The 25,666-nt window shown below is 72.6% G+C and carries 22 protein-coding genes; 14 read left to right on the plus strand and 8 right to left on the minus strand.

Translation table 11 applies throughout. The annotated features are described in order from the left end of the window. Positions 1-4 precede the first annotated feature (4 nt). Complete coding sequence (locus tag RBJ65_RS35635) at positions 5-1,180, plus strand: damage-control phosphatase ARMT1 family protein (RefSeq protein WP_306319560.1); 1,176 nt, start codon at positions 5-7, stop codon at positions 1,178-1,180. Between the two features lie 4 nt (positions 1,181-1,184). Here the strand turns inward: RBJ65_RS35635 and RBJ65_RS35640 are convergent, their stop codons facing one another. Next, positions 1,185-2,564 carry a sugar porter family MFS transporter gene (locus RBJ65_RS35640; protein WP_306319561.1) on the minus strand — a complete coding sequence of 460 codons (1,380 nt, stop codon included), beginning with the start codon at positions 2,562-2,564 and terminating at the stop codon, positions 1,185-1,187. Positions 2,565-2,700: 136 nt separating this feature from the next. Between RBJ65_RS35640 and RBJ65_RS35645 the strand changes: the two genes are divergently transcribed. The 4 genes from RBJ65_RS35645 to RBJ65_RS35660 all read left to right on the plus strand — a co-directional run bounded on the left by RBJ65_RS35645 (position 2,701) and on the right by RBJ65_RS35660 (position 9,147). Continuing rightward, entirely contained in the window at positions 2,701-3,909 is a 1,209-nt protein-coding gene (locus RBJ65_RS35645) for an ROK family transcriptional regulator (RefSeq protein ID WP_306319562.1), read from the plus strand. Between the two features lie 79 nt (positions 3,910-3,988). Further along, on the plus strand, positions 3,989-5,464 hold the full coding sequence (locus RBJ65_RS35650) for a sulfatase-like hydrolase/transferase (RefSeq protein ID WP_306319648.1): 1,476 nt from the start codon (positions 3,989-3,991) through the stop codon (positions 5,462-5,464). Beyond that, positions 5,461-6,372 (plus strand): formylglycine-generating enzyme family protein, encoded by a 912-nt coding sequence (locus RBJ65_RS35655; protein ID WP_306319563.1) that lies wholly within the window; start codon positions 5,461-5,463, stop codon positions 6,370-6,372. Before RBJ65_RS35650 ends, RBJ65_RS35655 begins: the two co-directional genes overlap by 4 nt. 117 nt (positions 6,373-6,489) lie before the next feature. Further along, on the plus strand, positions 6,490-9,147 hold the full coding sequence (locus RBJ65_RS35660; protein WP_306319564.1) for a hypothetical protein: 2,658 nt from the start codon (positions 6,490-6,492) through the stop codon (positions 9,145-9,147). Position 9,148: 1 nt separating this feature from the next. On the opposite strand, the gene RBJ65_RS35665 is transcribed toward RBJ65_RS35660, so the two are convergent. Further along, positions 9,149-9,853: a B3/4 domain-containing protein gene (locus RBJ65_RS35665; protein WP_306319565.1), complete on the minus strand. Its 705-nt coding sequence runs from the start codon at positions 9,851-9,853 to the stop codon at positions 9,149-9,151. 129 nt (positions 9,854-9,982) lie between these two features. Then, positions 9,983-10,819, minus strand: a complete 837-nt coding sequence (locus RBJ65_RS35670; RefSeq protein WP_306319566.1) for an EamA family transporter — start codon at positions 10,817-10,819, stop codon at positions 9,983-9,985. Positions 10,820-10,913: 94 nt separating this feature from the next. Between RBJ65_RS35670 and RBJ65_RS35675 the strand changes: the two genes are divergently transcribed. Then, positions 10,914-11,486, plus strand: a complete 573-nt coding sequence (locus RBJ65_RS35675; RefSeq protein ID WP_306319567.1) for a helix-turn-helix domain-containing protein — start codon at positions 10,914-10,916, stop codon at positions 11,484-11,486. A gap of 12 nt (positions 11,487-11,498) precedes the next feature. Here the strand turns inward: RBJ65_RS35675 and RBJ65_RS35680 are convergent, their stop codons facing one another. Together RBJ65_RS35680 and RBJ65_RS35685 are read right to left on the minus strand one after the other, a co-directional pair. After that, on the minus strand, positions 11,499-12,560 hold the full coding sequence (locus RBJ65_RS35680) for an endonuclease/exonuclease/phosphatase family protein (protein ID WP_372341293.1): 1,062 nt from the start codon (positions 12,558-12,560) through the stop codon (positions 11,499-11,501). Beyond that, on the minus strand, positions 12,557-12,952 hold the full coding sequence (locus RBJ65_RS35685; protein ID WP_306332195.1) for a peptidase M15: 396 nt from the start codon (positions 12,950-12,952) through the stop codon (positions 12,557-12,559). Before RBJ65_RS35685 ends, RBJ65_RS35680 begins: the two co-directional genes overlap by 4 nt. Before the next feature lie 219 nt (positions 12,953-13,171). Between RBJ65_RS35685 and RBJ65_RS35690 the strand changes: the two genes are divergently transcribed. The 7 genes from RBJ65_RS35690 to RBJ65_RS35720 all read left to right on the plus strand — a co-directional run bounded on the left by RBJ65_RS35690 (position 13,172) and on the right by RBJ65_RS35720 (position 20,093). After that, complete coding sequence (locus tag RBJ65_RS35690; RefSeq protein WP_306319569.1) at positions 13,172-13,879, plus strand: response regulator transcription factor; 708 nt, start codon at positions 13,172-13,174, stop codon at positions 13,877-13,879. Positions 13,880-13,892: 13 nt separating this feature from the next. Next, a complete protein-coding gene (locus tag RBJ65_RS35695) occupies positions 13,893-14,978 on the plus strand; it encodes a HAMP domain-containing sensor histidine kinase (protein ID WP_306319650.1) in 1,086 nt (361 codons plus the stop codon). A 59-nt stretch (positions 14,979-15,037) separates the two neighbouring features. Then, positions 15,038-16,582 carry an MFS transporter gene (locus RBJ65_RS35700; RefSeq protein ID WP_306319570.1) on the plus strand — a complete coding sequence of 515 codons (1,545 nt, stop codon included), beginning with the start codon at positions 15,038-15,040 and terminating at the stop codon, positions 16,580-16,582. Continuing rightward, positions 16,579-17,154 (plus strand): helix-turn-helix domain-containing protein, encoded by a 576-nt coding sequence (locus RBJ65_RS35705; RefSeq protein ID WP_306319571.1) that lies wholly within the window; start codon positions 16,579-16,581, stop codon positions 17,152-17,154. Before RBJ65_RS35700 ends, RBJ65_RS35705 begins: the two co-directional genes overlap by 4 nt. A gap of 165 nt (positions 17,155-17,319) precedes the next feature. After that, positions 17,320-18,039: an MIP family channel protein gene (locus RBJ65_RS35710; protein ID WP_306319651.1), complete on the plus strand. Its 720-nt coding sequence runs from the start codon at positions 17,320-17,322 to the stop codon at positions 18,037-18,039. A gap of 61 nt (positions 18,040-18,100) precedes the next feature. Next, positions 18,101-18,757: a GntR family transcriptional regulator gene (locus RBJ65_RS35715; protein ID WP_306319572.1), complete on the plus strand. Its 657-nt coding sequence runs from the start codon at positions 18,101-18,103 to the stop codon at positions 18,755-18,757. Between the two features lie 49 nt (positions 18,758-18,806). Beyond that, positions 18,807-20,093: an MFS transporter gene (locus RBJ65_RS35720; protein WP_306319573.1), complete on the plus strand. Its 1,287-nt coding sequence runs from the start codon at positions 18,807-18,809 to the stop codon at positions 20,091-20,093. 18 nt (positions 20,094-20,111) lie between these two features. Here RBJ65_RS35720 and RBJ65_RS35725 read toward each other — a convergent pair whose 3' ends face one another. Both RBJ65_RS35725 and RBJ65_RS35730 read right to left on the minus strand, forming a co-directional pair. Next, on the minus strand, positions 20,112-21,077 hold the full coding sequence (locus RBJ65_RS35725) for an Lrp/AsnC family transcriptional regulator (protein WP_306319574.1): 966 nt from the start codon (positions 21,075-21,077) through the stop codon (positions 20,112-20,114). Positions 21,078-21,083: 6 nt separating this feature from the next. Further along, on the minus strand, positions 21,084-21,692 hold the full coding sequence (locus RBJ65_RS35730; protein ID WP_306319575.1) for a CGNR zinc finger domain-containing protein: 609 nt from the start codon (positions 21,690-21,692) through the stop codon (positions 21,084-21,086). Between the two features lie 82 nt (positions 21,693-21,774). On the opposite strand from RBJ65_RS35730, the gene RBJ65_RS35735 reads away from it, so the two are divergent. Then, positions 21,775-22,959 carry an epoxide hydrolase family protein gene (locus RBJ65_RS35735; RefSeq protein ID WP_306319576.1) on the plus strand — a complete coding sequence of 395 codons (1,185 nt, stop codon included), beginning with the start codon at positions 21,775-21,777 and terminating at the stop codon, positions 22,957-22,959. A gap of 36 nt (positions 22,960-22,995) precedes the next feature. On the opposite strand, the gene RBJ65_RS35740 is transcribed toward RBJ65_RS35735, so the two are convergent. Continuing rightward, positions 22,996-25,401 (minus strand): MFS transporter, encoded by a 2,406-nt coding sequence (locus tag RBJ65_RS35740; RefSeq protein WP_306319577.1) that lies wholly within the window; start codon positions 25,399-25,401, stop codon positions 22,996-22,998. Positions 25,402-25,666: the final 265 nt, after the last annotated feature.

Raw genomic sequence — 25,666 nt, forward strand, 5'->3', positions numbered from 1 at the left:
ACCGATGCCCGACACCCCGACCGCCCCCGTCATCCACGGCGACGTCCCCGGCTCCTTCGCCCGCGCCGTCCTCGCCGAGCGGCACCCCGCGCTCATCGAGAAGGTGCGCGCCGCGTTCCCGTACGGCCCGCACCAGCACCGCGCCCTCGACGCGCTGCTGCGGAACACCGCGGACGGAGTGATCGAACCGCTCGACGACACCGCGCACGACCGCGAGCGCTGGGAGGCGTGGGGCGGCGAGTGGTTCGGGCGGCCGTGGTTCGACGCGCCGTTCCTGTGGGCGGAGAGCTACTTCTACCGCCAACTCCTCGGCGCCGTCGGCTACTTCACCGAAGGGGCCTGGCAGGGCGTCGACCCGTTCCAGCCGTTCAAGCGGGCCGAGCTCGACACACCCGAGACCGAGGCCGAACTCGCCGCGGTCGACCGGCTCGCCACCGCCTCCGAAGCCGAGCGGGAGCGCGGCCTGCTCCTCGGCGCGCTCTGGGGCAACCGCGCCGACCTCGGCTTCCGGATCGACGCGGGCGGCGCCGACCCGGGCGCCGACACCCGGCTCGTCGCCGACGACTCCGACGCGGTCTGGGCCGCCCTGCCGAAGGGCGGCGGCGCCACGGTCAGCCTCGTCGCGGACAACTCCGGACGCGAACTCCTCGCCGACCTGCTGCTCGCCGACCACCTCCTCACCCACGGCCGCGCCGCACGCGTCGAGCTTCAGGTCAAGCCGTACCCGTACTACGTCTCCGACGCCATGACCGCCGACGTCGTCGACTGCGTACGGCATCTGACACGCGCGGGCGGCGGCGCGGCCGAGGCCGGTGGGCGGCTGTGGGCGGCGATGGGGGACGGGCGGCTGCTCCTGCGCGCCCACCCGTTCTCCTGCGCGCCGCTGCCGTACGCCGACATGCCCGACGACCTGCGCGCCGAGTTCGCCGCGACGACGCTGACCGTACTGAAGGGCGACCTCAACTACCGGCGCCTGGTGGGGGACCGCCTGTGGGAGCCGACCACGTCGTTCGCCGAGCGCACCGCGTACTGGCCCACCCCGGTGGTCGCGCTGCGCACGCTGAAGTCCGACGTGATCGTGGGGCTCGACCCGGAGGTCCGGGGCGCACTGGACGCCGCCGAACCCCACCAGAAGTGGCGGGTCAGCGGCGCCCACGCCCTCGTACAGGCACACACGTAGCGCGTCAGGCGGTGCGCTCCAGCGTCTCCAGGGACCGGCCCGCCGTCTCCCGGACGAACGCCGCCGTGAACGCGAACGCCAGCACGCAGATCCCCGCGAAGAGCGCGAACGCCACGCCCGCGCCCGCCGTCAACAGCACAGGGAAGACCAGCGAGACGACGAAGTTCGCGGCCCAGTTGGTGCCCGAGCCGACACTGACGCCGACGCTGCGCACCCGCAGCGGGAACAGCTCCGGCAGCATCACCCACAGCAGCGGCGCCCAGCTCAGCGAGTAGGCGACCTTGAAGAGGGCGAGGCTGCCCACGGCCGCGACCTGCCCGAACGTGTCGTGCAGCAGGCCGAGCGAGAACACCGCGCACAGCGTGCTCATGCTGACGATCATCAGGACCAGCCCGGTCAGTAGCAGCGGCTTGCGGCCCACCCGGTCGACCAGGCGGCCCGTCACGAACGTCGTGACGATGGAGAGGAGGCCGAGGCCGACGCTGTTGAGGAGGGCGGCGGAGTCCCCGAAACCGGCCGCCTTCAGGATCGTCGGCGCGTAGAACACGATCGTGTTGGAGCCGATGACCTGCTGGATGACCGCCATCGCGACGGCGACGCAGAGCCCGCGCCGCACCCGGAGGTCCGCGAACAGCTCCTTCAGACGGCCCCGGCGCTCGTCCGCACTCTGCGCGGCGGCGCGGATGTCCCGCAGCTCGGCCTCCGCCTCCTCCTCGGTGTGCAGCCGCAGCAGCACGGCCTTGGCGTCGTCCGCGCGCCCGTGCGCCACCAGCCAGCGCGGGGTCTCCGGCTGCGTCCACATCCCGGCGAACAGCACGGCGGCGGGGACGATCGCGAGACCGAGCATCCAGCGCCAGGCACCGGCGTCGGAGAGGAGGTACGAGATGAGGTACGACACGAAGATGCCGACCGCGATCATCATCTGGTTGAGCGTGGAGACCCGGCCGCGGATGCGCGTCGGCGCCAGCTCGGAGAGATAGCTGGGGATCACGGACGAGGACAGGCCGACGGCCACACCCGTGATCACCCGGAACGCGATCAGCGGCCACGGCCCCGCGGCCAGCGCCATGCCGAGCGCGCCCGCCCCGAACACCACGGCCGTGCCGAGCATCACCGGGCGGCGCCCCCAGCGGTCGGTGGCGGGCCCCGCCGCGAAGCAGCCGGCGATCGCGCCGATCATCAGCGAGCTGACGAACGCGCCCTGCATCCACGCGCTCAGCCCCAGATCCCGGGTGAGGAACAGCTGGGCGCCCGCCACGATGCCCATGTCGTACCCCGACAGCAGACCGCCGAAGGCGCCACAGAGATAGAGCAGAAGTGTACGGCGTGATCGGACATCCGCGCCCGGTGCGTCGGACACCTGGGTCCGGGTGACGGCAGGCATGAACAGCTCCCTTGCTGGTCGGCTCCGCATCATTAGCGTCAACACTCCGACGAAAATCAAGGGGGTAGCGACCAGCACTTTTGATTTCTGTCGCGAGTCTTGACGAAAATGCCGGAGGCGGGGGAGTATCCGACGCATGGCAGTGGTCAAGAACCCCACCGTGCTCCGCCGGTTGCGGTACGGGAACGTGGAGCGGGTCCTCCAGGTGCTGCGCAGGCAGGGCCCCAGCAGCAGGGCCGATGTGGGCACCGCCACAGGGCTCTCCCGCACCACGCTCTCCGGCATCGTCGGACAGCTCCTCGCCGACGGCGTCGTCACCGAGGAACCCGCCGGCCCGCCCTCGGGCCGGGGCCGCCCCGTGCACCGGCTCACCCTCAACCCGCGGTCCGCCCAGGCGGTCGGCATCGAGGTGGGCCGCGAGCGCATCACGGTCGCGATCGCCAACGCGGCGCACGAAGTCACCGCCTTCGCCGGCACCCACCACGCACTGCGCTCCCCGGACCGTGAACAGGCGGGCGCCGCACTGGAGTTGCTGCGCAACCTCGCCGCACGCGAAGGCATCGACCTCGCCGGACTCGGCGGCGTCGGTATCGGCACACCGGGGCCCGGAGACACCACGGAGCGCCGCAGGACCGTCGCCGACGCGGTCGCCGAGGCCCTCGACGTACCGGTCCTCGCCGACAACAACACCCGGCTCGCCGCCCTCGGCGAGGCCATCTGGGGCGCGGCCCGCGGCGCGGGCGACGCCCTGCACGTCACGCTCTCGTACGGCATCGGCGGCGGGCTCGTCGCCGGTGGACTGCTGTTCCGGGGAGCGCGGGGCGCGGCCGGCGAGCTCGGACACATCAGCGTCGACCCGGACGGGGCGCGCTGTTGGTGCGGCGGGCACGGCTGCCTGGAGCAGGTCGCCGCGGTGCCCGCGCTGCTGCGGGCGGCCGGGCGGCGCAGCTGGGGCCGGTTCACACAGGCGCTCGCGGACGGCGAGGAGGCCGAGCGGGCCGCCGTGGAACGCGCGGCGCACGCCGTCGGCCGCGCCCTCGCCGCCGCCTCAAGCACCGCCGACCCGCGCCGCGTCGTCATCGGCGGCGAGCTCGCCGAGCTCGGCCCCGTCTTCCTCGGCCCCGTCGAGAACGCCTTCCGCCACTACACACCCACCCGCGTCCACCGCGGCGTGGAACTCGTCCCGGCGGCGCTCGGCGAACGCTCCGGCGCCCTCGGCGCGCTCGCCCTCGTCTTCCACGAGTCACCACTGCTCGCGGGGTACTCGACGCAGGACACCGCGGCACGCGACACGGAAGCCGACGGGACCTCCGACGCGGAAGCCGCCGCCACCCACGCCTCGTAACAACCACCGCACCTCGACACCGCACCCCGACCGAACACCCCCCTCGTACGATCCGAAAGGCCACGCCGTGCGCCACAACATGCTCTTCCTCATGACCGACCAGCACCGGGTCGACACCCTCGGCGCCTACGGCAACCCGCACGTGCGCACCCCGAACCTCGACCGGATCGCCGCCGAGGGCACCCGCTTCGACAGCTGCTACACACCCACCGCCATCTGCACCCCGGCCCGCGCCAGCCTGCTGACAGGCGCGGCCCCCTTCCGGCACAAGCTGCTCGCCAACTACGAGCGGAACGTGGGGTACTTGGAGGATCTGGCCGACGACCAGTTCACCTTCGCCGAGCAGCTGAAGGGCGGCGGCTACAACCTCGGCCTCATGGGCAAGTGGCACGGCGGCGTGAAGCGCACCGCCGCCGACTACGGCTTCGAGGGCCCGAACCTGGAGGGCTGGCACAACCCGGTCGACCACCCCGACTACCTCGCCTACCTCAAGGAGAACGGCCTGCCCGAGTACGCCATCTCCGACCGGATGCGCGGCACCACCCCCAACGGCAGCCCCGGCAACCTCCTCGCGGCCCGCCTCCACCAGCCCGTCGAGGCCACCTTCGAGTACTACCTCGCGACCCGCACCATCGAAATGCTCCGCCGGTTCGCCGAGGACGAGAAGGGCGGCAAGGGCAACCCCTTCTTCCTCGCCACCCACTTCTTCGGCCCCCACCTGCCGTACATCCTGCCGAACGAGTACTTCGACATGTACGACCCGGAGCTCGTCGAACTGCCCGCCTCCATGGCCGAGACGTTCGCGAACAAGCCGCCCGTACAGAGCAACTACAGCCAGCTGTGGGCCTTCGACACCATGCCCCTCGAAGACAGCCGCAAGCTGATCGCCGCGTACTGGGGCTACGTCACCCTCATCGACGAGCAGATCGGCCGCATCATGCAGGCCGTGCGCGACCTCGGCCTCGACGAGCGCACCGCCGTCTGCTTCACCGCCGACCACGGCGAGTTCACCGGCGCCCACCGCCTGCACGACAAGGGCCCCGCCATGTACGAGGACATCTACCGCATCCCCGGACTGCTCCGCGTCCCCGGCGGTGCGGCGGGCCAGGTGCGCGACGAGTTCGTGTCACTGACCGACTACACGGCGACCATCCTGGAGCTGGCCGGCGCCGACGCGAGCCCCGCCGTCGACAGCCGCAGCCTGCTCCCGATTGCGAACGGCGAGCACCCCGAGTGGGCCGAACACCACCTCGCCGAGTACCACGGCCACCACTTCCCGTACCCTCAGCGCATGCTCCGGACGCGCCGCTACAAGCTGGTCGTGAACCCCGAGTCGCACAATGAGCTGTACGACCTCCAGGCCGACCCCGACGAGTTGCAGAACCGGTACGAGCACCCCGAGCTGCGCGAGGTGCGCACGGACCTGATGCACCGCCTGTACCACCTGCTGCGCGACCGCGGCGACAACTTCTACCACTGGATGACCCCGATGTACGACGTGCCGACCGACTACGACACGACGCTGTCCGCGTTCGAGTCCGAGGGCGTGGCGTGAAGAGCTGCTGCTCCCCGTCCCGCGACGGCGGCCCCTCGGGTGCCGCCGCCGCGGAACCGCTCGCACTCACCGTCACACCTCGCGAGGCGCCCGCCTACGACACACGTGTCACGCTCCCCGGCGGCACCTTCCGCATGGGCAACGAGGACGCCGAAGCCAACCCCGGCGACGCGGAGGGGCCGGTGCGCTCCGTGCGCGTGAAGGCGTTCGCCATCGACGTGTACGCCGTCACCACCGCCCGCTTCGCCGCCTTCGTCGAGGCGACCGGGCACCGCACCGAGGCCGAACGCTTCGGCTGGAGCTACGTGTTCGCGAAGTTCCTCCCCGGCCACCTGCGGAAGATCTCGCCGCGCCCCGACGCCACCCCGTGGTGGTGCGGCGTGGAGGGCGCCACGTGGCGCGCCCCGGAGGGCCCCGGCAGCGACCTCGAAGGCCGCTGGGACCACCCGGTCACCCACGTCGGCTGGGCGGACGCCGTCGCCTTCGCGAAGTGGGCGGGCGGCCGGCTGCCCACCGAGGCCGAGTGGGAGTACGCGGCCCGCGGCGGCCTCGACCAGGCCCGCTACGCCTGGGGCGACGAACTCACCCCCGACGGCGCGCACATGTGCAACATCTGGCAGGGCACCTTCCCCACCAAGAACACGGAGGACGACGGCTACGCGGGCACGGCCCCCGTCCACGCGTACCAGGCCAACGGTTACGGCTTGTACAACGTCGCCGGAAACGTGTGGGAGTGGAACGCCGACCTGTGGCAGGCCGGCGGCGACCCCAACACCCGTGTCATGCGCGGCGGTTCCTACCTGTGCCACCACTCGTACTGCAACCGCTACCGCGTCGCCGCCCGCACCTCCAACACGGCGGACAGCACCTCGGGCAACACGGGGTTCCGGGTGGCCTATTCGGTCTGATCCGGCCCGACGGGAACCCGATGCCGGATGCACACAGTGGTTGACGCCACGGGTCGCGTCCGGCTTTCCTGATCGCTGTGGCCACCGCACGGTGGCCGGGCGCGGACGGGGGACCGGATGGGCATCGCGGACGAGGTCAGGTCGGTCCGCTTCGGCAGCTCGCTCTCGGCGCAGCAGCTCTTCACCAACCGGCACAGCGAGACCGCCGCCCTCCTCGCCAAGGCCGACGAGGTCCGCGCGGCGCGCCTCGTCGACCCCGACCTCAACCTCGGTCTGCGCGAACCCAGGCGCAACGTGCTGGTCTTCCACGGCGCGGGCGGCATCGGTAAGACCCGGCTCAGCGCCGAGTGCGAGCGCCTCTTCGGCCTGCGGCCCGAACCGGGCGGCACCCGGCGGGCCGCCATCCGCATCGACTTCTCCGAACCCTCGGCGCGCGACCCCGAGCTGTACCTGCTCGCCCTGCGCGCCGGACTGGCACGTTTGGCGCCGTCGTTCCCCGCCTTCGACACCTGCCTCGCCCTGTACTGGACCCGCAGGCACCCGGGCGCCTCGCTGCACGAATTCGTCCACCAACAGTCCCTGCTCGGCGGGCTCGTCGACCGGGAGGCCCTCGCGGGCAACCTGCGGAACTTCGCCACCGGCCTCCTCGACAGCGCGGGACCCGTGGTCGGCGGCGCGACCCGCGCCCTCGCCGTGACCTGGGAAGCGATCCGGCACGCCCGGCAGACACGAACGCTGGAACGCGAATGCCCCTGGTTCACGGCCTGCGTACAGGAGGAGGACCTGGAGGAACTGCGGCTGCACCTGCCGCTGCTGCTCGGCTGGGACCTCGCCCGGCTGCAACGCCACGGCGACGTCGACGTCCTGCTCTGCCTCGACACCTTCGAGCACGTCTCGCACGGCGCGCACCGCGCCCGCCGCGGCGACCTGGAGGACACCGTCGCCCGCAGCATCTTCCACCTGCCCTCCGTCACCGCCCTGCTCACCACCCGCAACCGACTCGACTGGGGCTCCGAACTCCGCGCCGCCACCTTCGAGTACGCGGGTCCGACGGACTGGCCCGGCCTGGTGGCGGAGACGGGCGGCGACCAGTACCGGGTGGGCGAGCTGTCCGCGCCGGACTGCGAGGACTACCTCAGCGGCTGCCTCCTCAACCCCGACGGCACACCGGCCGTCCCGGCGCCGCTGCGCGCCTCCATCGCCGCCATGTCCGCGGGCCTCCCGCTCTACCTGGACGTCGCCGCCCAGCACTTCCGCAACCTGGCCACACGCGGCCGCACGCCCACCGCCGACGACTTCGCGCGCGGGCTGCCGCAGATCGTCGTACGGATGATGGAGGACCTGGACGACGACGAGGCCGACCTGCTGCGCACGGCGGCCCTCCTCGGCGTCTTCGACCGCGAGACACTCCACGTCGCGCTGCCGGGGCTGCGCGCCGCCGCGATCGAACGGTTCCTGGAGCGCGGTTTCGTCACCGTACGAGGCGATGGTCTGCACTCCGTGCACGAACTGCTGCAGACGTCGGTGCGGGTGCACGACGCGGCGACGTCCAGCCCTTGGTCACCGGAGGAGTGGCGGGAGGCGGAGGGGCGGCTCGCGCACCATTGGGCATCCTGGCTCCAGGACCCGGCCTCGTCCCTGCGGCGCGACCGCCGCACTCACGCGCTGGCCTTCTGGCAACTGGCGAGCCTGTACGCCACGACCGATGTCGACGCCGATGCCCTGGCGCAGGTCATCATGCAGTTCGAGTCGCAGGGCGCCTGGGCCGCCATCGACGGCGCCCGAAGCCAGCCCGAGCCCCTCCTCACGGCCCGCGGCCATGCCTTGATGCACATCCTCGACGGCATTTTGGAGCGCCATGTCGGAACGGTGGAGGAGGCACTCGACCGCTACACCCTGGCTCATCGCTCGCCCGACCTCACCGGGGACATGCGCCGGCTGGCGTGCCAATGTCTGGGCGGCGCGTACGCAATGCGGCACGGCGACGCCGGCGCGCTCTACCGCGAGGTCATCGAAGGGGCGGACAGCGGCGACTGGCTGGCGCCCGTCGCGCGGTCCTCGCTCGCGAACTGGCTCAGCCGCCGCGGCGACCTCGTAGGAGCGCTCGCCACCGCGCGGACGATCGAGAGCCAGGGAGACGGCGAGGCCGCCAAACGGCAGTCCGACTACCGGCGTTGGGAGCAGATCGGAGGAATCCTCCTGCACGCAGGACAGTTCGACGAGAGTGTCACCGCGTTCGAGCGGTCCCGGCAGGCCGCGCTGGCGGAGGGCTCCCCGCTGATGACGGCCACCGCCACCCGCCACGTCGCCCTCGCCTCCTGCTGGAGCCGGCCCGCCGGCGCGCTGACGATCATCGACCGCGCGGAGGCGCTCAATCGCGAACTCGGCCAGAAGGTGGGCGTCGCCCAGTGCCTCACGTCACGCGCGGTCGCCCTCACGGGAACCGTTCCCCTCGGCGTCGTCGACACCCTCCTCGACGAGGCACATGCGACGTTCCTCGACGGCGGCTTCGAAAACGATGCGCTCGCCCCGCTGGCCGTCGCGGTCTTCGCCGCCGCCGTCGACCACGACCCCACCCTCGCCGAAGAGCGCCGCGCGCGCCTGTACGAGGCGGCGGCCGGCCACCGTCCGCACCATTGGCTCGCGGCGGCCGACGTCTGGACCGGGCACCGGGACGAGTTCGACGCGATGACCTGGCCCCAGGGCCCCGACCGCGCCTGGCAGGACTGGACCGACGTCCTCACCGCGCGCCGCCGCGCCCGCACGACCGACTGAGTCACTGTGCAGCCGGAGCCCCGGCGACGTACTCCACGGTGACCTGCTCCGCGTGCGGTGCGAGCAGCGCGCGCAGCTCCTCGGCCGCCGTCTTCAGCAGGTGCCCGTCGCGGTCCGCGCGCACCGTCTCCATGAGGAACGCGACGCGGGTCGAGTCCTCGGTGACACAAGTGCGGTGCGCGTCGCGGTGGTTCCAGTGCCGGGTCAGTACGCCGGTGGAGTCGGTGTAGACGATCTCGCCGGGCTTGGGGTGCTCGACGGTGTCCGGCTCGCCGAGCGGGGTGAACTCCTCGGTGCCGTCCGCGTACCGGATCTCGACGACGTCGCCCGTCACATGGTCGAGGTCGAAGGCCCCGGCGGGCAGCCCGTGCCGCACGGAGACGGCGTTGTACGAGTCGACCGCCGGGTTGATGCGCGGCAGCGCGCCCTTCTTCGCCATGCGGCGGCCGAGCGCGTCGACGCTGGGGCGGATGCGGCGCGGATTGGTGCCGAAGGAGCGGTACGCGGTGTGCCACGCCTCGATGCGCGGGTCGGTCTCGTCGGCGGGCTGCCAGGAACCGTCGGCCAGTTCCCGCTCCAGGCCGTCCACGGCGGCGACCGTGTCGGGCCACGGCTCGTGGCCGCGCAGGCCGGTGGCCGTGACCACGGCGACGAGCGTGTCGGGGAAGGCCTCGGCGACGGCGGGCGTGAGGTGGAAGGCGGGCATCTGGGGCTCCGTTTCTGGGTCTTGTGTGCGTTGTCACGTGCGTGTTGTCACGTGCGTGTTGTCACGTGCGTGTTGTCACGTGTGCGTTGTCACGTGTGTGTTGTTACGTGTCCGAGGTGGCGGGGACGGTCAGGTCAGGGCGAGGAGGCTGACGGCCACCGCCGCCGTCCCCAGGCCGACCAACTGCCCCCGGTGGATGCGCTCCGCGAGCACGCCGCGCGCGAGCAGCACCGTACCGGCCGGGTACAGGGCGGTGATGACGGCGACGACGGTGAGGTCGCCGCTGCGGGCGGCCAGCAGGAACAGCAGGTTCGCGAGCGAGTCGAGCACGCCGGCCGCCGCCGAGATCCCGTACGCGGGCTTCTCCGCGCCGAGCCGCCGGAACATCAGCCCGGCCGCGCCCAGCGTGACGGCCGACGACACGGCCCTGCCCACGATCAACGGCGCCACACCGCTGTCCGACGGCGCCTGGTGCAGACACACCAACTGCAGCGCGATGGCCGCGCCCGCACCGAACGCGAGCAGCAGCGCCGTGCGCGAGGGCCGCGCCGAGCCCGCGCCGCTCCCGGCGCTGACGAGCACCACGGCGACGAGCGCGAGCGGCAGCCCCACGAGCCCCGCCGTGGCGAGATGCTCGCCCTGCGACAGGCCGACGGCGACCGGCAGCGCGGCGGACACCAGTGCCGTCACGGGGGACAGGACGTTCATCGGCCCGATGGCGAGGGTCTTGTAGAGCATCGCGAACGCCGCCGCCGACGCGACACCGGAGGCCGCGCCCCACGCCACGGCGCCTGATCCGAACGAGGCGCCGAGGAACGGCCACAGCAGCAGCTCGACCGCGAGACTGGCGGGCGCCGCGACCATCACGGTCCGCAGCACGTGCGCCTTGCGGGCGCCGAGACCGCCGAGGAAGTCGGCGCATCCGTAGGCGAGAGAGCTGCCCAGGGCCAGCAGCAGAGCGATCACGAAACTTTCCTTGTCATGCGGTGGCATGCCGTTCATGCCGTACGATTCAGTGGAACGACTAGACCGTACATCAAAACGACCGTGAGGTGATCCGGTGCCCGAGACCGAGGAAGCCCTGCGCACCCTCGCGCGCAATGTCCGGACGGCCCGCGCCCGCGCCGGCCTCTCCCTGGACGAGCTCGGCCGCCGCGCCAAGGTCAGCAAAGGCGCCCTGGTCGGTCTCGAAAAGGCCCAGGGCAACCCGAACTTCGCCACCCTCATCCGGCTCGCCGACACCCTCGGCGTCTCGGTCTCCGCCCTCCTCGAAGGACCCGCCGAGGCGCGCGTGCGCGTCGTGTCGGGGGACGAGGCGCTGCCGCTGTGGCAGGGGGAGAAGGGCGGCGAGGCCCGCCTCATGCTGACGACCGCGGGCCCGGCCCCCGTCGAGGTGTGGCGCTGGCGCCTCGAACCCGGTGAGGAGTATCCGAGCCACCCCCACCAGGCCGGGGTCGTCGAGACGGTGAGCGTCACCGCCGGACGCATGACGCTCGTCGTCGACGGCACCGAACACCCCGTCGCGGCCGGTCAGACCGCCACCTTCGACGGGGACGCCGCGCACGGGTACCGGGGCGCGGGGGACGGCACCTGCCACCTGATCATGACGGTGCAGCTGCCGCCGGGATCGTAGCGTCGGCCCGAGTCACCAACTGAGCCCCGCCGCCACCGGCCGGTGGTCACTGCCGGTCGCGGGCAGCACCCACGAGCGGTCCGTCGTGACGCCCCCGACCAGGATCTGGTCGATGCGCACCACCGGGAAGTCCGCCGGGTAACTGAAGCCGAAGCCGCTCCCGGCCTCCTCCTGCGCCGAGTCGAGGCGCGAGGTGAGCCCCACGAGGGCCCGGTCGTCCGTGCTGCCGTTGAGGTCGCCGAGCAGGACCACCCGCTCGTTCCTCTCGGCGGCGATCGCCTCCGCCAGCGCCCGCGCGTTGCGGTCCCTGCTCTCCGTCCAGAAACCCGAACGCGGCATGACACGCACGGACCCCAGGTGCGCCACGTACACCGCCACCGGCCCCCGGTCCGTGGCCACCGTCGCGCGCAGCGCCCGGTTGTAGCCGGCCTTCACGGAGTCCGGCTTCGCGGCGCCCAGCGGGCCCACGTCGATCGCGGTGTCGACCGCTTCGACGTCCGACAGCGGCGACTTGCTCCACAGCCCGACCGTGCCGAGCACGGTGTGGTGCGGATACGCATCGGCCAGCTCCTTCTCGTACGTGCCGCGGGCCCGCTCCGTGATCTCCTCCAGCGCGAGCACATCCGCGCCGGACGCCGCCAGGTCGCGGGCCGTGCCCGCCGGATCCCGGTTGTCAGCGCCGACGTTGTGACTGACCACGGTGAGGTCACTGCCACCCCCGTGGGCCCCGTCGCCCAACAGCAGCCCGCCGAAGAGGCTCGTCCACACCACGGCCGGCAGCAGCAGCGCGACGGCGGCGGAGGCCGAGCGGCGCACCAGCGCGGCGAGCAGCAGCACCGGTATCGCGAGGCCGAACCACGGCAGGAACGTCTCCACCAGGCTGCCGACACCCGCCGTGTCCGGCAGCCACGCGTGCAGCGCCATGAGCAGCCCGAGCAGCACCGCGAGCGCCGCGAGCACCCGCCCGCGCCGCCACGGACCCGATGCGCGGCGCGCGCCGCGCACCGGGCCCCGGCCACCGGATCCGGCCGGACGTTCTTGTGCACGGTCGGCCGTGCGGAGCGTACTGGTCACTTCTGCAACCTCGGGTCCTCGGTGGGGTCGGCGTACTCGGCCGGGCAGCCGCGGTCGACGGCGGCGGGGCGCAGCTCGAAGTGCCATGGCTCGTTGGCGTAGATCTGGCACAGGCCGTAGCGGGCACCGTGCTCGGACAGCCATTCCGCGGCCCCCGAGCCGCCGAGGTCGACCGCGTCCCCCGACACGTGCTCGGAGGTCTCCGGGGAGCGCCAGCCGCTGTTGACCCGGAACTCGACGCCGTCGCCCGCGGCGTCCCCGGCGGCCTTGCGCAGCGCGTCGCCGAGTCCCGGATCGAGCTTGCCCACGGCCGGGACGTCCTCGTCGAACACGGTCGTCCCGTCGGTCACGTCACCGTCCGCCGTGCCCGACGCGACGACCGTGCCGGTCACCACCGTCACCGCGACCAGGCCGCCGGCGAGCAGCCGCCGCGTCCGGCGACGGGGACGTTTTCGTAGGGGAGCGGTTCGTAGGGGAGCGGTTCGTAGGGGAAGAGTGTGTTCGGGAAAGCTGCTCTGAGTCATGCCGCCAGTGAAGGCGGCGCGATGTTGCCGGAACGTCTGCGGTTTTCGATATGCCGGCGATATGCGGCGGCTCGTAGCGTGAGACGCATGCGTGTGCTGATAGTCGAGGACGAGCGGTATCTGGCGGAGGCCGTACGCGACGGGCTGCGCCTCGAGGCCATCGCGGCCGACATCGCGGGCGACGGCGCCACGGCCCTCGACCTGCTGAGCGTCAACTCGTACGACATCGCCGTCCTCGACCGCGACATCCCGGGACCGTCCGGCGACGAGGTCGCCCGGCGCGTCGTCGCCTCCGGCAGCGGCATGCCGATCCTCATGCTCACCGCCGCCGACCGCCTCGACGACAAGGCGTCCGGGTTCGAACTCGGCGCCGACGACTACCTCACGAAGCCGTTCGAGCTCCAGGAACTCGTGCTGCGGCTGCGCGCCCTCGACCGCAGGCGCGGCCACAGCCGGCCACCCGTACGGGAGATCGCGGGCCTGCGCCTCGACCCGTTCCGCAGGGAGGTGTACCGCGACGGCCGGTACGTCGCGCTGACCCGCAAGCAGTTCGCCGTGCTGGAGGTCCTCGTCGGCGCGGAAGGCGGCGTCATCAGCGCAGAGGAACTCCTGGAACGCGCGTGGGACGAGCACGCCGACCCGTTCACCAACGCCGTCCGCATCACCGTCTCCGCCCTCCGCAAACGGCTCGGCGAACCTTGGGTCATCGCCACCGAACCGGGCGTCGGCTACCGCATCGACGTACGACCCGAGGACGGGGGAGCGGCCAGTGGAAGCAGTGGAAACCGTGGATGAGGCAGTGGAAGCCGTGGACAGGGAGCGCGGGCTCAGCGTCCGCGTCCGGCTCACCCTCAGCTACGCGGGATTCCTCATGGTCGCCGGGGTCCTGCTGCTCGCCGCGATGTGGCTGTACATTGAGCACTCCCTGCCCGACATCACCTCCGTCGCGGGCGGCAGCATCCTGGTCCGCTCCGAGCTGCTGCGCGGCTTCGCGCCCGCGGCCGCCGGAGTCATGGTGTTCCTGCTCGTGTTCGGCCTCGCCGGCGGCTGGTTCCTCGCCGGACGCGTGCTCGCCCCGCTGGACCGCATCACGGACGCCACCCGCGCGGCGGCGCGCGGCTCGCTGTCCCACCGCATCCAACTGGCGGGCCCGCGCGACGAGTTCCGCGAACTCGCCGACGCCTTCGACGCGATGCTCGCGAAACTCCAGGCACACGTCGACGAACAGCGGCGCTTCGCGGCCAACGCCTCCCACGAACTGCGCACCCCGCTCGCCGTCTCCAAGTCACTGCTCGACGTGGCCCGCGCCGACCCCGACCGCGACATCGACGAACTCGTCGACCGGCTCAGCGCCGTCAACACCCGGGCCATCGACCTCACCGAGGCGCTGCTCCTGCTCAGCCGGGCCGAGCGGCGCGCCTTCACCCGCGAGGACGTCGACCTGTCCCTCGTGGCGGAGGAGGCCGTCGAGACCCTGCTCCCGCTCGCCGAGCGCCACGGCGTCACCCTCGAAACCCACGGCGAACCCGCCCGCGCGTCCGGCTCGCAGGCGCTGCTGCTGCAACTCACCACGAACCTCGTGCACAACGCGATCGTCCACAACCGGCCCGAGCGGGGCACCGTCCGCGTCACCACCGGCGCCGGTGTGCGCCCCGGCACGGCGCGCCTCACCGTCGAGAACACCGGCGAGGAACTCTCCCCGGCCCTGGTCGCCACCCTCACCGAACCCTTCCGGCGCGGCACCGACCGCATCCACGGCGACCACGCGGGCGTCGGCCTCGGCCTCGCCATCGTCGCGTCCCTCACCCGCGCCCACGACGGCACGCTCACCATCGCCCCTCGCACCGGCGGCGGCCTGCGCGTGACCGTGGAGCTGCCGGCCGCCGCCGTGTGAGGTCGGCCACCGAAGACCCCTTCAGCTCCAAGAACCCCAGGTCACCGTGTCATCATGCGATGACATCGCTTGATGACATGAACGGGAAGACCTTGCAGCCCTCCGTGCAGCCCTCCATACCGACGCCCGCGCCCAGCCCCGCCCAAGCCCCCGACCCGGCCCCGGCCCCGCTCCGCCACCCCCGCGCCCTCGTACCGGTACTGGTCGGCCTCGGCATGCTGGTCGCCGTCGTCAGCAGCCTCGGCGCGCCGCTGATCCCGACCATCGCCGCCGAGGACCACGTCGCCGTCTCCACCGCGCAGTGGGCGCTGACGGTCACGATGCTGGTCGGCGCCATCGCGACCCCCGTGATGGGGCGGCTCGGGGACGGTCCGCACCGCAAGCGCGTCATCCTCGGCGGACTCGCCGCCGTCCTCGTCGGCAGCCTCCTCGCGGCGCTGCCCATCGGCTTCGCCTGCCTCCTCGCGGGCCGCGCACTACAGGGCGTCGGCATGGGCCTCGTACCGCTGGCCATCGCCACCGCCCGCGACGCGCTGCCGCCGGAGAAGGCGCGCGGCGCGGTCACGACGCTGTCGCTGACCACCGCCGCGGGCATCGGACTCGGCTACCCGATCACCGGGCTCTTCGCCGAGTACCTCGGCATGTACGCCGGGTTCTGGTTCGCGGTCGGCACGGCCGCCGCGGCCTTCGTCGCCACCCTGATCGTCGTGCCGAAGCCGCCGCACCGGCCCAGCACCCCCATGGACGTGCCGGGCGCGCTGCTGCTCGCGGGCGGCATGGCGGCGCTGCTCCTCGCGCTCGCGGAGGGGGAGCGGTGGGGGTGGGGATCGGTACGGCTCATCGCCCTGGCCGTCGCCGCGATCGTCCTCCTCGGCGGCTGGATCGCCCACTCCCTGCGCTCCACGCACCCCCTCGTCCGCGTCCGCCTCGTCAAGGACCGCGGCGTACTCGTCGCCAACCTGACCACGATGGTCGGCGGCGTCGGCACGTACCTGCTGATCTCCCTCGTGACCCGCTACGTACAGACCCCGGAATCCGGTGGCTACGGCTTCGGCGCGTCCATCGTCGTCACCGGGCTGCTGCTCGTGCCGTTCTCCGCCGCGAGCCTCGTCACCGGGCGCCTTGTGCGGGCGATGGGCCGGGCCGCGACGCCCGCCCGGATGCTGCCGCTCGGCTGCCTGCTCTCGCTCGGCTCGCTGGTCTGCTTCCTGCTCGCCCGCTCCAGCCTGTGGGGCATCGGCACCATGATGGCGCTCGCCGGACTCGGCGTCGGAGTCACCTTCGCCGTCACCCCCGGCCTCATCGTCGCCGGGGTGCCCGCGGCGGAGACCGGCAGCGCCATGAGTTTCAATCAGGTCGTGAAGTACATCGGATACTCGACCGGCAGCGCGCTCAGCGCCGTCGTCCTCCAGGCCTCCACCGCCCCCGGCGCCACGCTCCCCACGAACGACGGCTACCACAACGCGGGACTCGTCGGCTGCGCCGCGTTCCTGGCCACCGGAGTCATCGCCGTCGCCCTCACCCGCACCGGCGCCCGCCCGCGCCCCTCCGTCGTCGCGGCCGCCGCGAGCGCCGAGGCCCGCACCGAAGCGAGCCGCACATGACGGCCGGCGGCACCGCCCCCGACCGACGCCGCAACGGCGCCCGCAGCAGCGCCCGCAGCCGCGAGGCGCTCCTCGAAGCGGCGACCCAGCTGTTCTCCGAGCGCGGCTACGACCGCACCACCATCCGCGAGATCGGCGAACGCGCGGGCGTCGACGCCGCCCTCATCTCCCGCTACTTCGGCAGCAAGGCCCTCTTGTACGTGGCGGTGCTGCACGCCGAGCACGGCGACACCGCCCCCGCCGACCTGCTCACCGAGCCCAGGCTCCGCGAGGTCGCGCGGCGCGCGGAGCGGCGCGGACCCGTGCCGCTGTTGCGCGTCGCCGTCCAGCCCTCGACCGACCGGGCCGCGCAGGACGCCGCCCGCGCCGCCCTCCAGGCCCGGCTCGTCGAGCCGCTGCGCGAGCGTTTCGCCCGCGACGGCCGCGACCGCCCTGGCCTGCGCGCCGACGTCCTCGTCGCCTCCGTCGCCGGAGTGCTGCTGGCCCGCCACTCCGGCGCCTTCGACGACCTCGCCGGAGCCGACCTCGACGAAGTCGTCGACATACTCCTGGAGTCCTGGGGCGCCGACTGACGCGCCCCGGCACCCCGGCACCCCCGCACCCCCGCACGCCCGCGCACCTGCCACCCGAACGGCGGCATTCGAACCGCCTCGATCTGCGCCGCCGCCCCATGGGCGTGAGCCTCGCTAGTAACCGACCGTTCCTTCGAGGTGCTGGAGATGGTGGAGATGGCGGAGATGCAGACGAGAGCCCTGATCTCAGAATTTCTCGGCACGTTGCTGCTGGTGTTCTTCGCGGTCGGATCGGCGGTCCTGGGAGCCCAGTTCATCGGCACCCTCGGCATCGCCCTCGCCTTCGGCTTCACGCTGCTCGCCCTGGCGTACACCCTCGGCCCGATCTCCGGCTGCCACGTGAACCCGGCCGTCACGCTGGGCATGCTGTGCGCCCGCCGCATCGACGTACAGACCGCCGTCCGCTACTGGATCGCCCAGTTCGTCGGCGGCATCGTCGGCGCCGCCCTGCTGTTCCTGCTGGCCAAGCAGGTGCCGGGGCTCAAGACCGACGGGGCCTTCGGTTCCAACGGCTACGGTGACCGCTCCGACGTGCACATCAACATGGGCGGCGCGTTCCTCGCCGAGGTCGTCCTCACGTTCCTGCTCGTCTTCGTCGTCCTCGGCGTCACCCACCGCGTGGCCGTCGTCGGCTTCGACGGCCTGCCCATCGGCATCGCCCTCGCCGTGATCCACCTCGTCGGCATCCCGCTCACCGGCACGTCCGTCAACCCGGCGCGCAGCCTCGGCCCGGCGCTCTTCGCGGGCGGCGACGCGCTGTCCCAGCTGTGGCTGTTCATCGTGGCACCACTGGTCGGCGGCGTGATCGCGGCCCTCGTCCACCAGCTCACCCACCCCTCCGGCGAGGACCGCACCATCGCCGACGAGGCGTCCGCGGCGGCCTGAAAGCAGCAGCAGAGGGGGGGCATAGATACAAGCTTGTATCTATGCCTGCTAGGGTCCCCGTATGCCTCAACCCCAGCCCCAGCGGACGAAGTCGACCTCGGCGGCGCGCACCGTGTACGCGGTCACCAAGGAGCTGATCCTCACCGGGGAACTCCCCGGCGGCAGCCTCATCAGCGAGGGCGAGATCGCCGAGCGCGTGCGGGTGAGCCGCACCCCCGTGCGCGAGGCGTTCCTGCGCCTGGAGTCCGAGGAACTGCTGACGCTGCACCCCAAGCGCGGCGCCGTCGTCGTGCCCGTACCGCCGGGGGAGGCGGCGGACGTGCTGGAGATGCGGCAGGCCGTCGAGCAGTCCGCCGCCGAACGCATCGCACGCGTCGGCCTCGCTCCCGAACACGAGGAGCGGCTGCGTGAACTCGTCGCGCGGCAGCGGGAGTTGGCGGGGGAGGGGGACGTACGCGCCTTCGCCGTCGCGGACGAGGCGTTCCACCGCGGCGTCGTCGAGGCCTCCGGCAACGCCATCGCCGCCCGCTTCTACGAAACCCTCGGCGACCGGCAACGCCGCATGAGCGTCTCCGCTCTCGGCCACAGGCCCGAGCGACTGCCCGGCCTCGCCGACGAGCACGAGGCACTGCTCGGCCACCTCGGCGCACGGGACGGCGCCGCGTTCGCCGAGGCCCTGCGCACCCACCTGGCCACGACACACGGCCCCCAGCACTGACCCACCCCCCCCGCACACCTGCCACCCCTGAAAGGGCCCTGCCCTCACGATGCTCGACACGCACGCCGTCCAGCAGTCGACCGAACCGTCGGCCGCTCCCATACGCCCCGGACAGTGGAAGACCGTCGCCGCCGCGATGTTCGTCTGCGGCTGGGGCGGCAACCAGTTCACCCCGCTCCTGCTCATGTACCGCGAGCTGGGCGGCTATTCGACCCTCAGCGTCGACGCGTTCCTCGGCGCGTACGTCGTCGGCCTCGTCCCCGGGCTGCTGCTCGCCGGGCCGATGTCCGACCGGCGCGGACGCCGCCCCGTGATGATCGCGGGAACCGTCGCCTCCATCGTCGCCAGCCTCGTCCTGTGCTTCGGCGGACACGCCGCCTGGCCCATCTACGTGGGCCGCCTGATGACGGGCGTCGCCGTCGGCATCGCCATGGCCGTGGGCAGCAGCTGGGTCAAGGAACTGTCGACCGGGGCGGACACCGGCGCCGCCGCGCGCCGCGCCTCCCTCTGCCAGACGGCCGGCTTCGCCCTCGGCGCGGGCGTGGCCGGCGCCCTGGCCCAGTGGGGCCCCTGGCCGATGGTGACGCCGTACGTCGTCCACATCGCCCTCACCGCCGCCGTCCCCGTACTCCTCCTGCGCGTCCCCGAGACGCGGACCGCGGCGCGCGAGGCCGCCGGCTCGCTCCGTGCGCTGCTCGGCGCACTCGCCGCCGACCTGCGCGTCCCCGCCGCGGCCCGCCGCCGCTTCCGCTGGGTGGTGCTGCCGATGGCGCCGTGGGTGTTCGGCGCGGCGGGACTCGCGTACGCGGTGATGCCGCAGCTCGTCGACAACCGGGTCGGTCGCTGGGGCCTCGCCTACGCGACCGCGCTCACGGTACTGACCCTCGGCACCGGCGCCGCCGTGCAGCCGCTCGCGAAGTGGCTCGACGGGCGACCGGGGGTCCGCACCGGCCGTGCCCCCGTCGCGGCCATGTCCGTGATGCTGCTCGGCACGGTGCTGTGCGCCGTCAACTCCGCCGTCCTGTCACCGTGGTTGGCCGCGGCTGCGGCCGTCGCGCTCGGCGCCGGATACGGCATCGCCGTCGTCTCCGGGCTCCTGGAGATCCAGCGGATGGCGGGCCCCGACGACCTCGCGGGCCTGACCGGCATCTACTACACGCTCGCCTACTCCGGGTTCCTGCTGCCCACCGTCCTCGCGACGCTGTCCACGTGGCTGCCGTACTCGGTGATGCTCACCGCGATCGCCGTCGTCGCCCTCGGCTGTCTGGTGCTGGTCACGTTCGGCGGGCGGATGCGCGTGCGCGTCGCGGCCCAGCAGGGCGCGGGCGGCAACTGACCTTTCCCGTAAGCGTGTTCAGCGCCCCGGCTCGTACGTCAGCTGCTTGACCTGCCGTACGAACAGGGCGCTCTCCACGGACCGTACGCCGCCGAGAGCCCCGATCCCGTCGCTCAGATACGAGTACAGCTCCCGGGAGTCGCGGTGCACCGTCGCGGCGAACACCCCGGCCACCCCGGTCACCGCCGCCGCGAACCGCACCTCCGGGTGCGCCGCGAGGGACGCGCCCACATCGGCGAGCGCCGACGGGGAAACCGTCAGCCACAGCGCCGCCATCACCGAACGCCCCAACTGCTCGTGCGTGTGCTGTACGTCGAAGTAGAGGACGCCACTGGAACGCAGCCGGTCCAGGCGCCGCCGCACCACCGACTCCGACTGGTCGGTGGCCGCCTGGAGTTCGGTGAGCGGAACCCGGCCGTCCCGGCGCAGCAGCGCGAGCAGCGTCTCGTCGGCGTCGTCGAAAACCGGGGGAGGGGCGGTCGCGGACGGCTCGGTGAACGGCACGCGCAGCGCCGCCTCCTGGTCCGCGTCCAGCGCGTTGATCTTGTTGAGCCAGCCGACCGGGCCCCCGTAGAACGCGTGCAGCACGCACTGCGCGGTCGCCGAGGTGACGAGGGGTGTGCGCTGCAGCCGCGCGAGCAGCGGTTCGTCCTCCTGCCCGCCGCGCGGCTTGATCGAGCACAGCACTTCGGTGCCGCCGGAGAGCAGCCCCACGTACGAGGTGTCGGGGCGCCGCGCCAGGGCGCCCGCGAGTTGCTCCGCGCCGTCGGGCGCGCAGCGCAGCCGCACCAGCCAACTGCTGCGCCCCAGCAGCGCCTCGTCGGTGACGCCGATGACCCGCAGGCCCACGCTGCCGCGCAACCGGCGGAAGCGGCGGGCGACGGTCTGGTCGGAGACGCCGAGCACGGCCGCGATCCGGCTGAACGGCGCCCGCCCGTCGAGCTGCAGCGCCTGCAGGACCTGGAGGTCGAGTGTGTCGAGCACGCCGGGTCACTTCGCCGTTCTGGAGGTCTTGCTGGAGGTCTTGCTGGAGGTCTTGCGCTGGTTGGCCTGGAAGCGGGCCTTCTTCTGGCGGTTCCCGCACGTGTTCATGTCGCACCAACGGCGGGTGCGGCTCTGGCTGGTGTCGAAGAACGCCGCCCGGCAGGTCGGTGACGCGCACAGGGCCAGCTTTCCGTCCCGTTCGCCCGCGATGACGTCGACCGCGTCGGCGGCGATCACGCTGAGGGCGTCCTCCACGGAGGCGGCGGCGGGGTTCGCTCCGAGCCGCCAGCGCCGCTCGCCCCCGGTCGTCAGGACGGCAGCGGCCCGCCCGTGCGCGCTGAACTCATTGATGGTGCGGACGGCGGGCCCGGGGAGCGGCTCGTGGGCCGCGGCCGCTGTGGCGGCGGCGTGGATCGACTCCCGCAGCTCCCGGGCGAGTTCGAGCTGGGCGAGGGTGCAGGAGTCCACGGCGAGTCCGTACACCGCCAGCCAGTCCATGAGCCGGTCCGGAACCGGAATGCGCTCGACGGGATCGCCATGACGCTCCGACAGGGTGCCCGTGAAGCTCGTGGCCAGCACCTTGCCGAGGCGGAAATCAGGGTACGCAGCGGACATGGAACCACCTTAGCCGGTTGCGGCTCGGCGCGGAGAACTGCTAGAACCGTCTTAGCCGGTTCCACGATGGCCAGGAGGTTCCATGCCCCGCCCGACCAGCGACGTACAAGCCGACGTACAAGCATTTGAAGCCCACGCGGCCGAAGCCGAGCTCGACGAACTGCGCGCGCGCCTCGCCGCCGCGCGGCTGCCGGAGGCCGAGACGGTGCGCGGCGCCGGGGCCGGACCGGCCCGATGGGAGCAGGGTGTTCCGCTCGCCGACCTCGTCGACGTCGTGAACCACTGGCGCACCGCGTACGACTGGCGGCCCTTCGAGGACCGCCTCAACCGCATCGGCCAGTTCCGTACGACCATCGACGGCCTGGGCATCCACTTCCTGCACCGCCGCTCGCCGCGCGCTGACGCCACCCCGCTGATCCTCACGCACGGCTGGCCGGACAGCGTCGCCCGATTCGTCGACATCGTGGAGGAGTTGGCCGACCCGAAGGACCCGGAGGAGCCCGCGTTCCACGTCGTCGTCCCCTCGCTGCCGGGCTTCGGCTACAGCGACAGGCCGGCCTCCACCGGGTGGGGGACCGAGAAGATCGCCGCCGCGTGGGTGGAGCTCATGGGGCGACTCGGCTACGACCGGTTCCTGGCCCACGGCGGCGACTGGGGAGGCAACATCACCACGGTCCTCGGCGGCCGGTTCCCCGAGCACGTGCTCGGCATCCACACCACGTTCGCGGAAGGCCCGCCCGGCCTGTCGACGGACGGGCTGACGGAGGTCGAGCGCCAATGGGCCGAGGACACCCGCGACTTCTGGCAGCGCCGGGCCGCGTACGCGAAGCAGCAGGCGAGCCGGCCACAGACCATCGGCTACTCGCTCGTCGACTCACCGGTCGGCCTTCTCGCCTGGATCCTCGACAAGTTCGCCGAGTGGTCCGACACCGAGGACAGCCCCTTCGAGACGATCCCCATGGACCGCGTGCTCGACGACGTCACCCTCTACTGGCTGACCCGGACCGGCGCGTCGGCGGCCCGCATCTACTACGAGAGCCACAACTCCCTCGACCCCGAACTCCGCGTCGACGTCCCGGCCGCCATCACCGGATACCCCCACGACGTCGAGAAGTGCCCCCGCCCCTGGGCGCAGGAGCGGTACCGGCGGATCGTCCGCTGGCGGACGGCCGAGAGCGGGGGACACTTCGCGGCGATGGAGGTTCCCGAGTACTTCGTCGAGGACCTGCGGGAGGGCCTCGCGGCGGTGCTGGCCGCGCGGCCGTGAGCAGCACCGCCGACCGATCACCGCCGACCGACGGGCTCAGCCCTGCGGGTGGGCCAGATCGAGATCGAGGCGGTCCACCGCGCGGCCGTTCACCGACACCGTCCGCGTCGACGCCGGATACCCGCTCGCGACCAGCGAGTACTCCCCGGCGTCCAGATCACCGAAGGCGTACGCGCCGTCCGAACCCGTCGTCGACGTGCCCACCACGTTCCCGGCGGCGTCCAGCAAGGTGACGCGCGCGTCGGACAGCGGCCGCAGCCCCGACTTCGTACGAATCTGCCCCTGAAGGCGGACACCCGGACGGAGCGTGATCTCCGCAAGCACCGTCGCCGACCGGTCGGCGCGCGCCGCGACGGCGGTCGGCCGGAACCCCTCGGCGGCCACGGAGACCGTGATCTCCCCCTCGGCGACGTCCCCGAACGCGTAGCCCCCGGAGGTGTCCGTGGTGCCGCTCGCCAGTACGTCGCCGCGCGCGTCCGTGACCGTGACGACGGCGCCCGCCACGGGAAGGCCGTCGGCGCCGAGGACCTTGCCGGTGAGGCTGCCCGCGCCGGACAGCAGGATGTCGTGCGCGGCCGGCCGGTCGCCGTCGAGGACGAGGTTCGTGGCGTGCGGGTGGTGGCCCTCCGCCGTCGTGATCAGCACATGGGCGCCGGGACCGGGAACGGGCACGCGGTAGTGCCCGTCGGGCCCGGCGACGGCTGGGGCGAGCTGCTGACCCGAGGGCGAGATGAGGGTGAGTACGGCTCCCGACAGGGCCGCGCCCGAGGCGTCGCGCACGGAGCCGGACAGAGCGGGACCCGCGACCGGCTCCTCGTGCTCGGAAACGGTCGCGGAAGCGGTCGTCCGCTGCGGCACCGACACCGGCTCCCGCCGCGCGGGCACCGGCTCCGGCTTCGGCTCCGTGGCCGGCTTCGGCTCGGGCCGGCGCAGGAACACCGCCCCGACCAGCGCCGCGAGCACGGCCAGCGAACCCGCCACGACCAGGCACAGCTGCATCCCGTCGAGGAACGACTCCGACAGCGCGCCAAGGGCCCGCCCCCGGTCCGCCCCGAGGTCCAACTGGGCCACCGCCCCGAGCCCCTGTGCCTCCGCGGCACCGACGATCCGCTCCGCCGCCGACCCGGTCACCCCGGCATCCGCCAGGTGCCCGGCCAGATTCCCCGTCGACCTCGACGTGAGCAGCGCGCCGAGGATCGCGGGACCGAGCGCGCCGCCCACCTGCCGCAACGCGTTGTTGCCCGCCGCGGCCATGCCCGCCAGGTGGTGCGGCACGGAGGACACGGCCGTCGCCGTCATCGGGGTGACGACGAGACCCATCCCGAGCCCCAGCAGCGCGAGCCGCCAGGACATCGGCCCGAACGAGGTGTCGGCGGTCAGCGACATCAGGGCGAACAGCGCGCCCGCCGCACACAGCAGACCGACGCTGATCAGCACGCGCGGCGACACCCGGTGCATGACACGACCGGCCAGTGGTCCGACGAAGAAGCACACACCGGTCACCATCAGCAGCCGGTACCCGGCGTCCAGGGTGTCGAGCCGCTGCACCATGCCGAAGTAGAGGCTCAGCACGAAGAAGAACCCGATGAGCCCCATGAACGTGATCATCGCGATGAGGCTCGTCGCGCTGAACCCGGCGCTGCGGAACAGCTTCAGGTCGAGCATCGGGCTGGCGCTGCGCCGCTCGAAGACGACGAAGGCGATCAGGCCGACCACGGCAAGGCCAAGCGCCACCAGCACCCGCACGTCCGAGAACGACTCGGCGCCGCCCTCGATCACCCCGTACACGAGCGCCGTGATGGCGACCGTCGCGGTGATCTGCCCCGGCCAGTCCAGGGCACGCGCGTGCGGGGCACGCGAGTCCCTGACGAGGCGGGCCGCGACCGCCATCGCGAGCAGCGCCACGGGTATGGACGGCAGATAGATCCAGCGCCACGACGCGTGGTCGAGGATCACGCCGGAGATCAGCGGCCCGACCGCCAGCGCCGCCATCAGCGACGAGGCCCACAGCCCCACGAACTTGCCGCGCTCACGCGGATCAGGCACCGCCTGACTGATCATCGCCAGCGTCGTCGGCAGCAGCGCCGCCGCGCCGATCCCGGCCAGCGCCTGACCGGTCCACACCACCTCGATCGACCGCGCGCACAGCGCCGTCGCGGCGCCGATCGCGGTGAACGCCAGGCCCGCCTGGAACACCTTCTTGCGCCCGTGCACATCGCCGAACACGCCCGCCGTCAGGATGAGCGCCGCCATCGGCAGCACGAACGCGTCGGACACCCAGGACAGTTCCGATGTGGACGCGCCGAGCGCCCGCTGGATCGCCGGAAGACTCACCGACACGGAGGTCACCGGCAGATAGGCGACGAACACCCCGACACAGGCCATGACGAGTGTGACGGCCCGCCGCTCCTGTGTTCCGTTCGCCCTTGTCGCCACGTTCACGAAAACCCTCTCCTGCGGCGCCGCGCACCGCGCTCGACTCTTCCCTCGACCGTGAGCACCCTGCGTCCTCGGACGGCATCGAGGCCAGCCAGGTGGGCCGAACCCCGGAAAACCGATGCCGGAGTACCCGGATTCACGGATTTCCGACAGGGCGCGAGAAATTCGGTGGAGACATCGAACCGGAAGACCTACGTTGAGTGGGTCGAAGATCGATACGTGCTGAACGAGGTGTGCTTGATGACGGTCCGAGCGACGGTGGCCGACT

The sequence above is a fragment of the Streptomyces sp. KL109B genome (genome assembly GCF_030766935.1).
GTDB lineage: Bacteria > Actinomycetota > Actinomycetes > Streptomycetales > Streptomycetaceae > Streptomyces.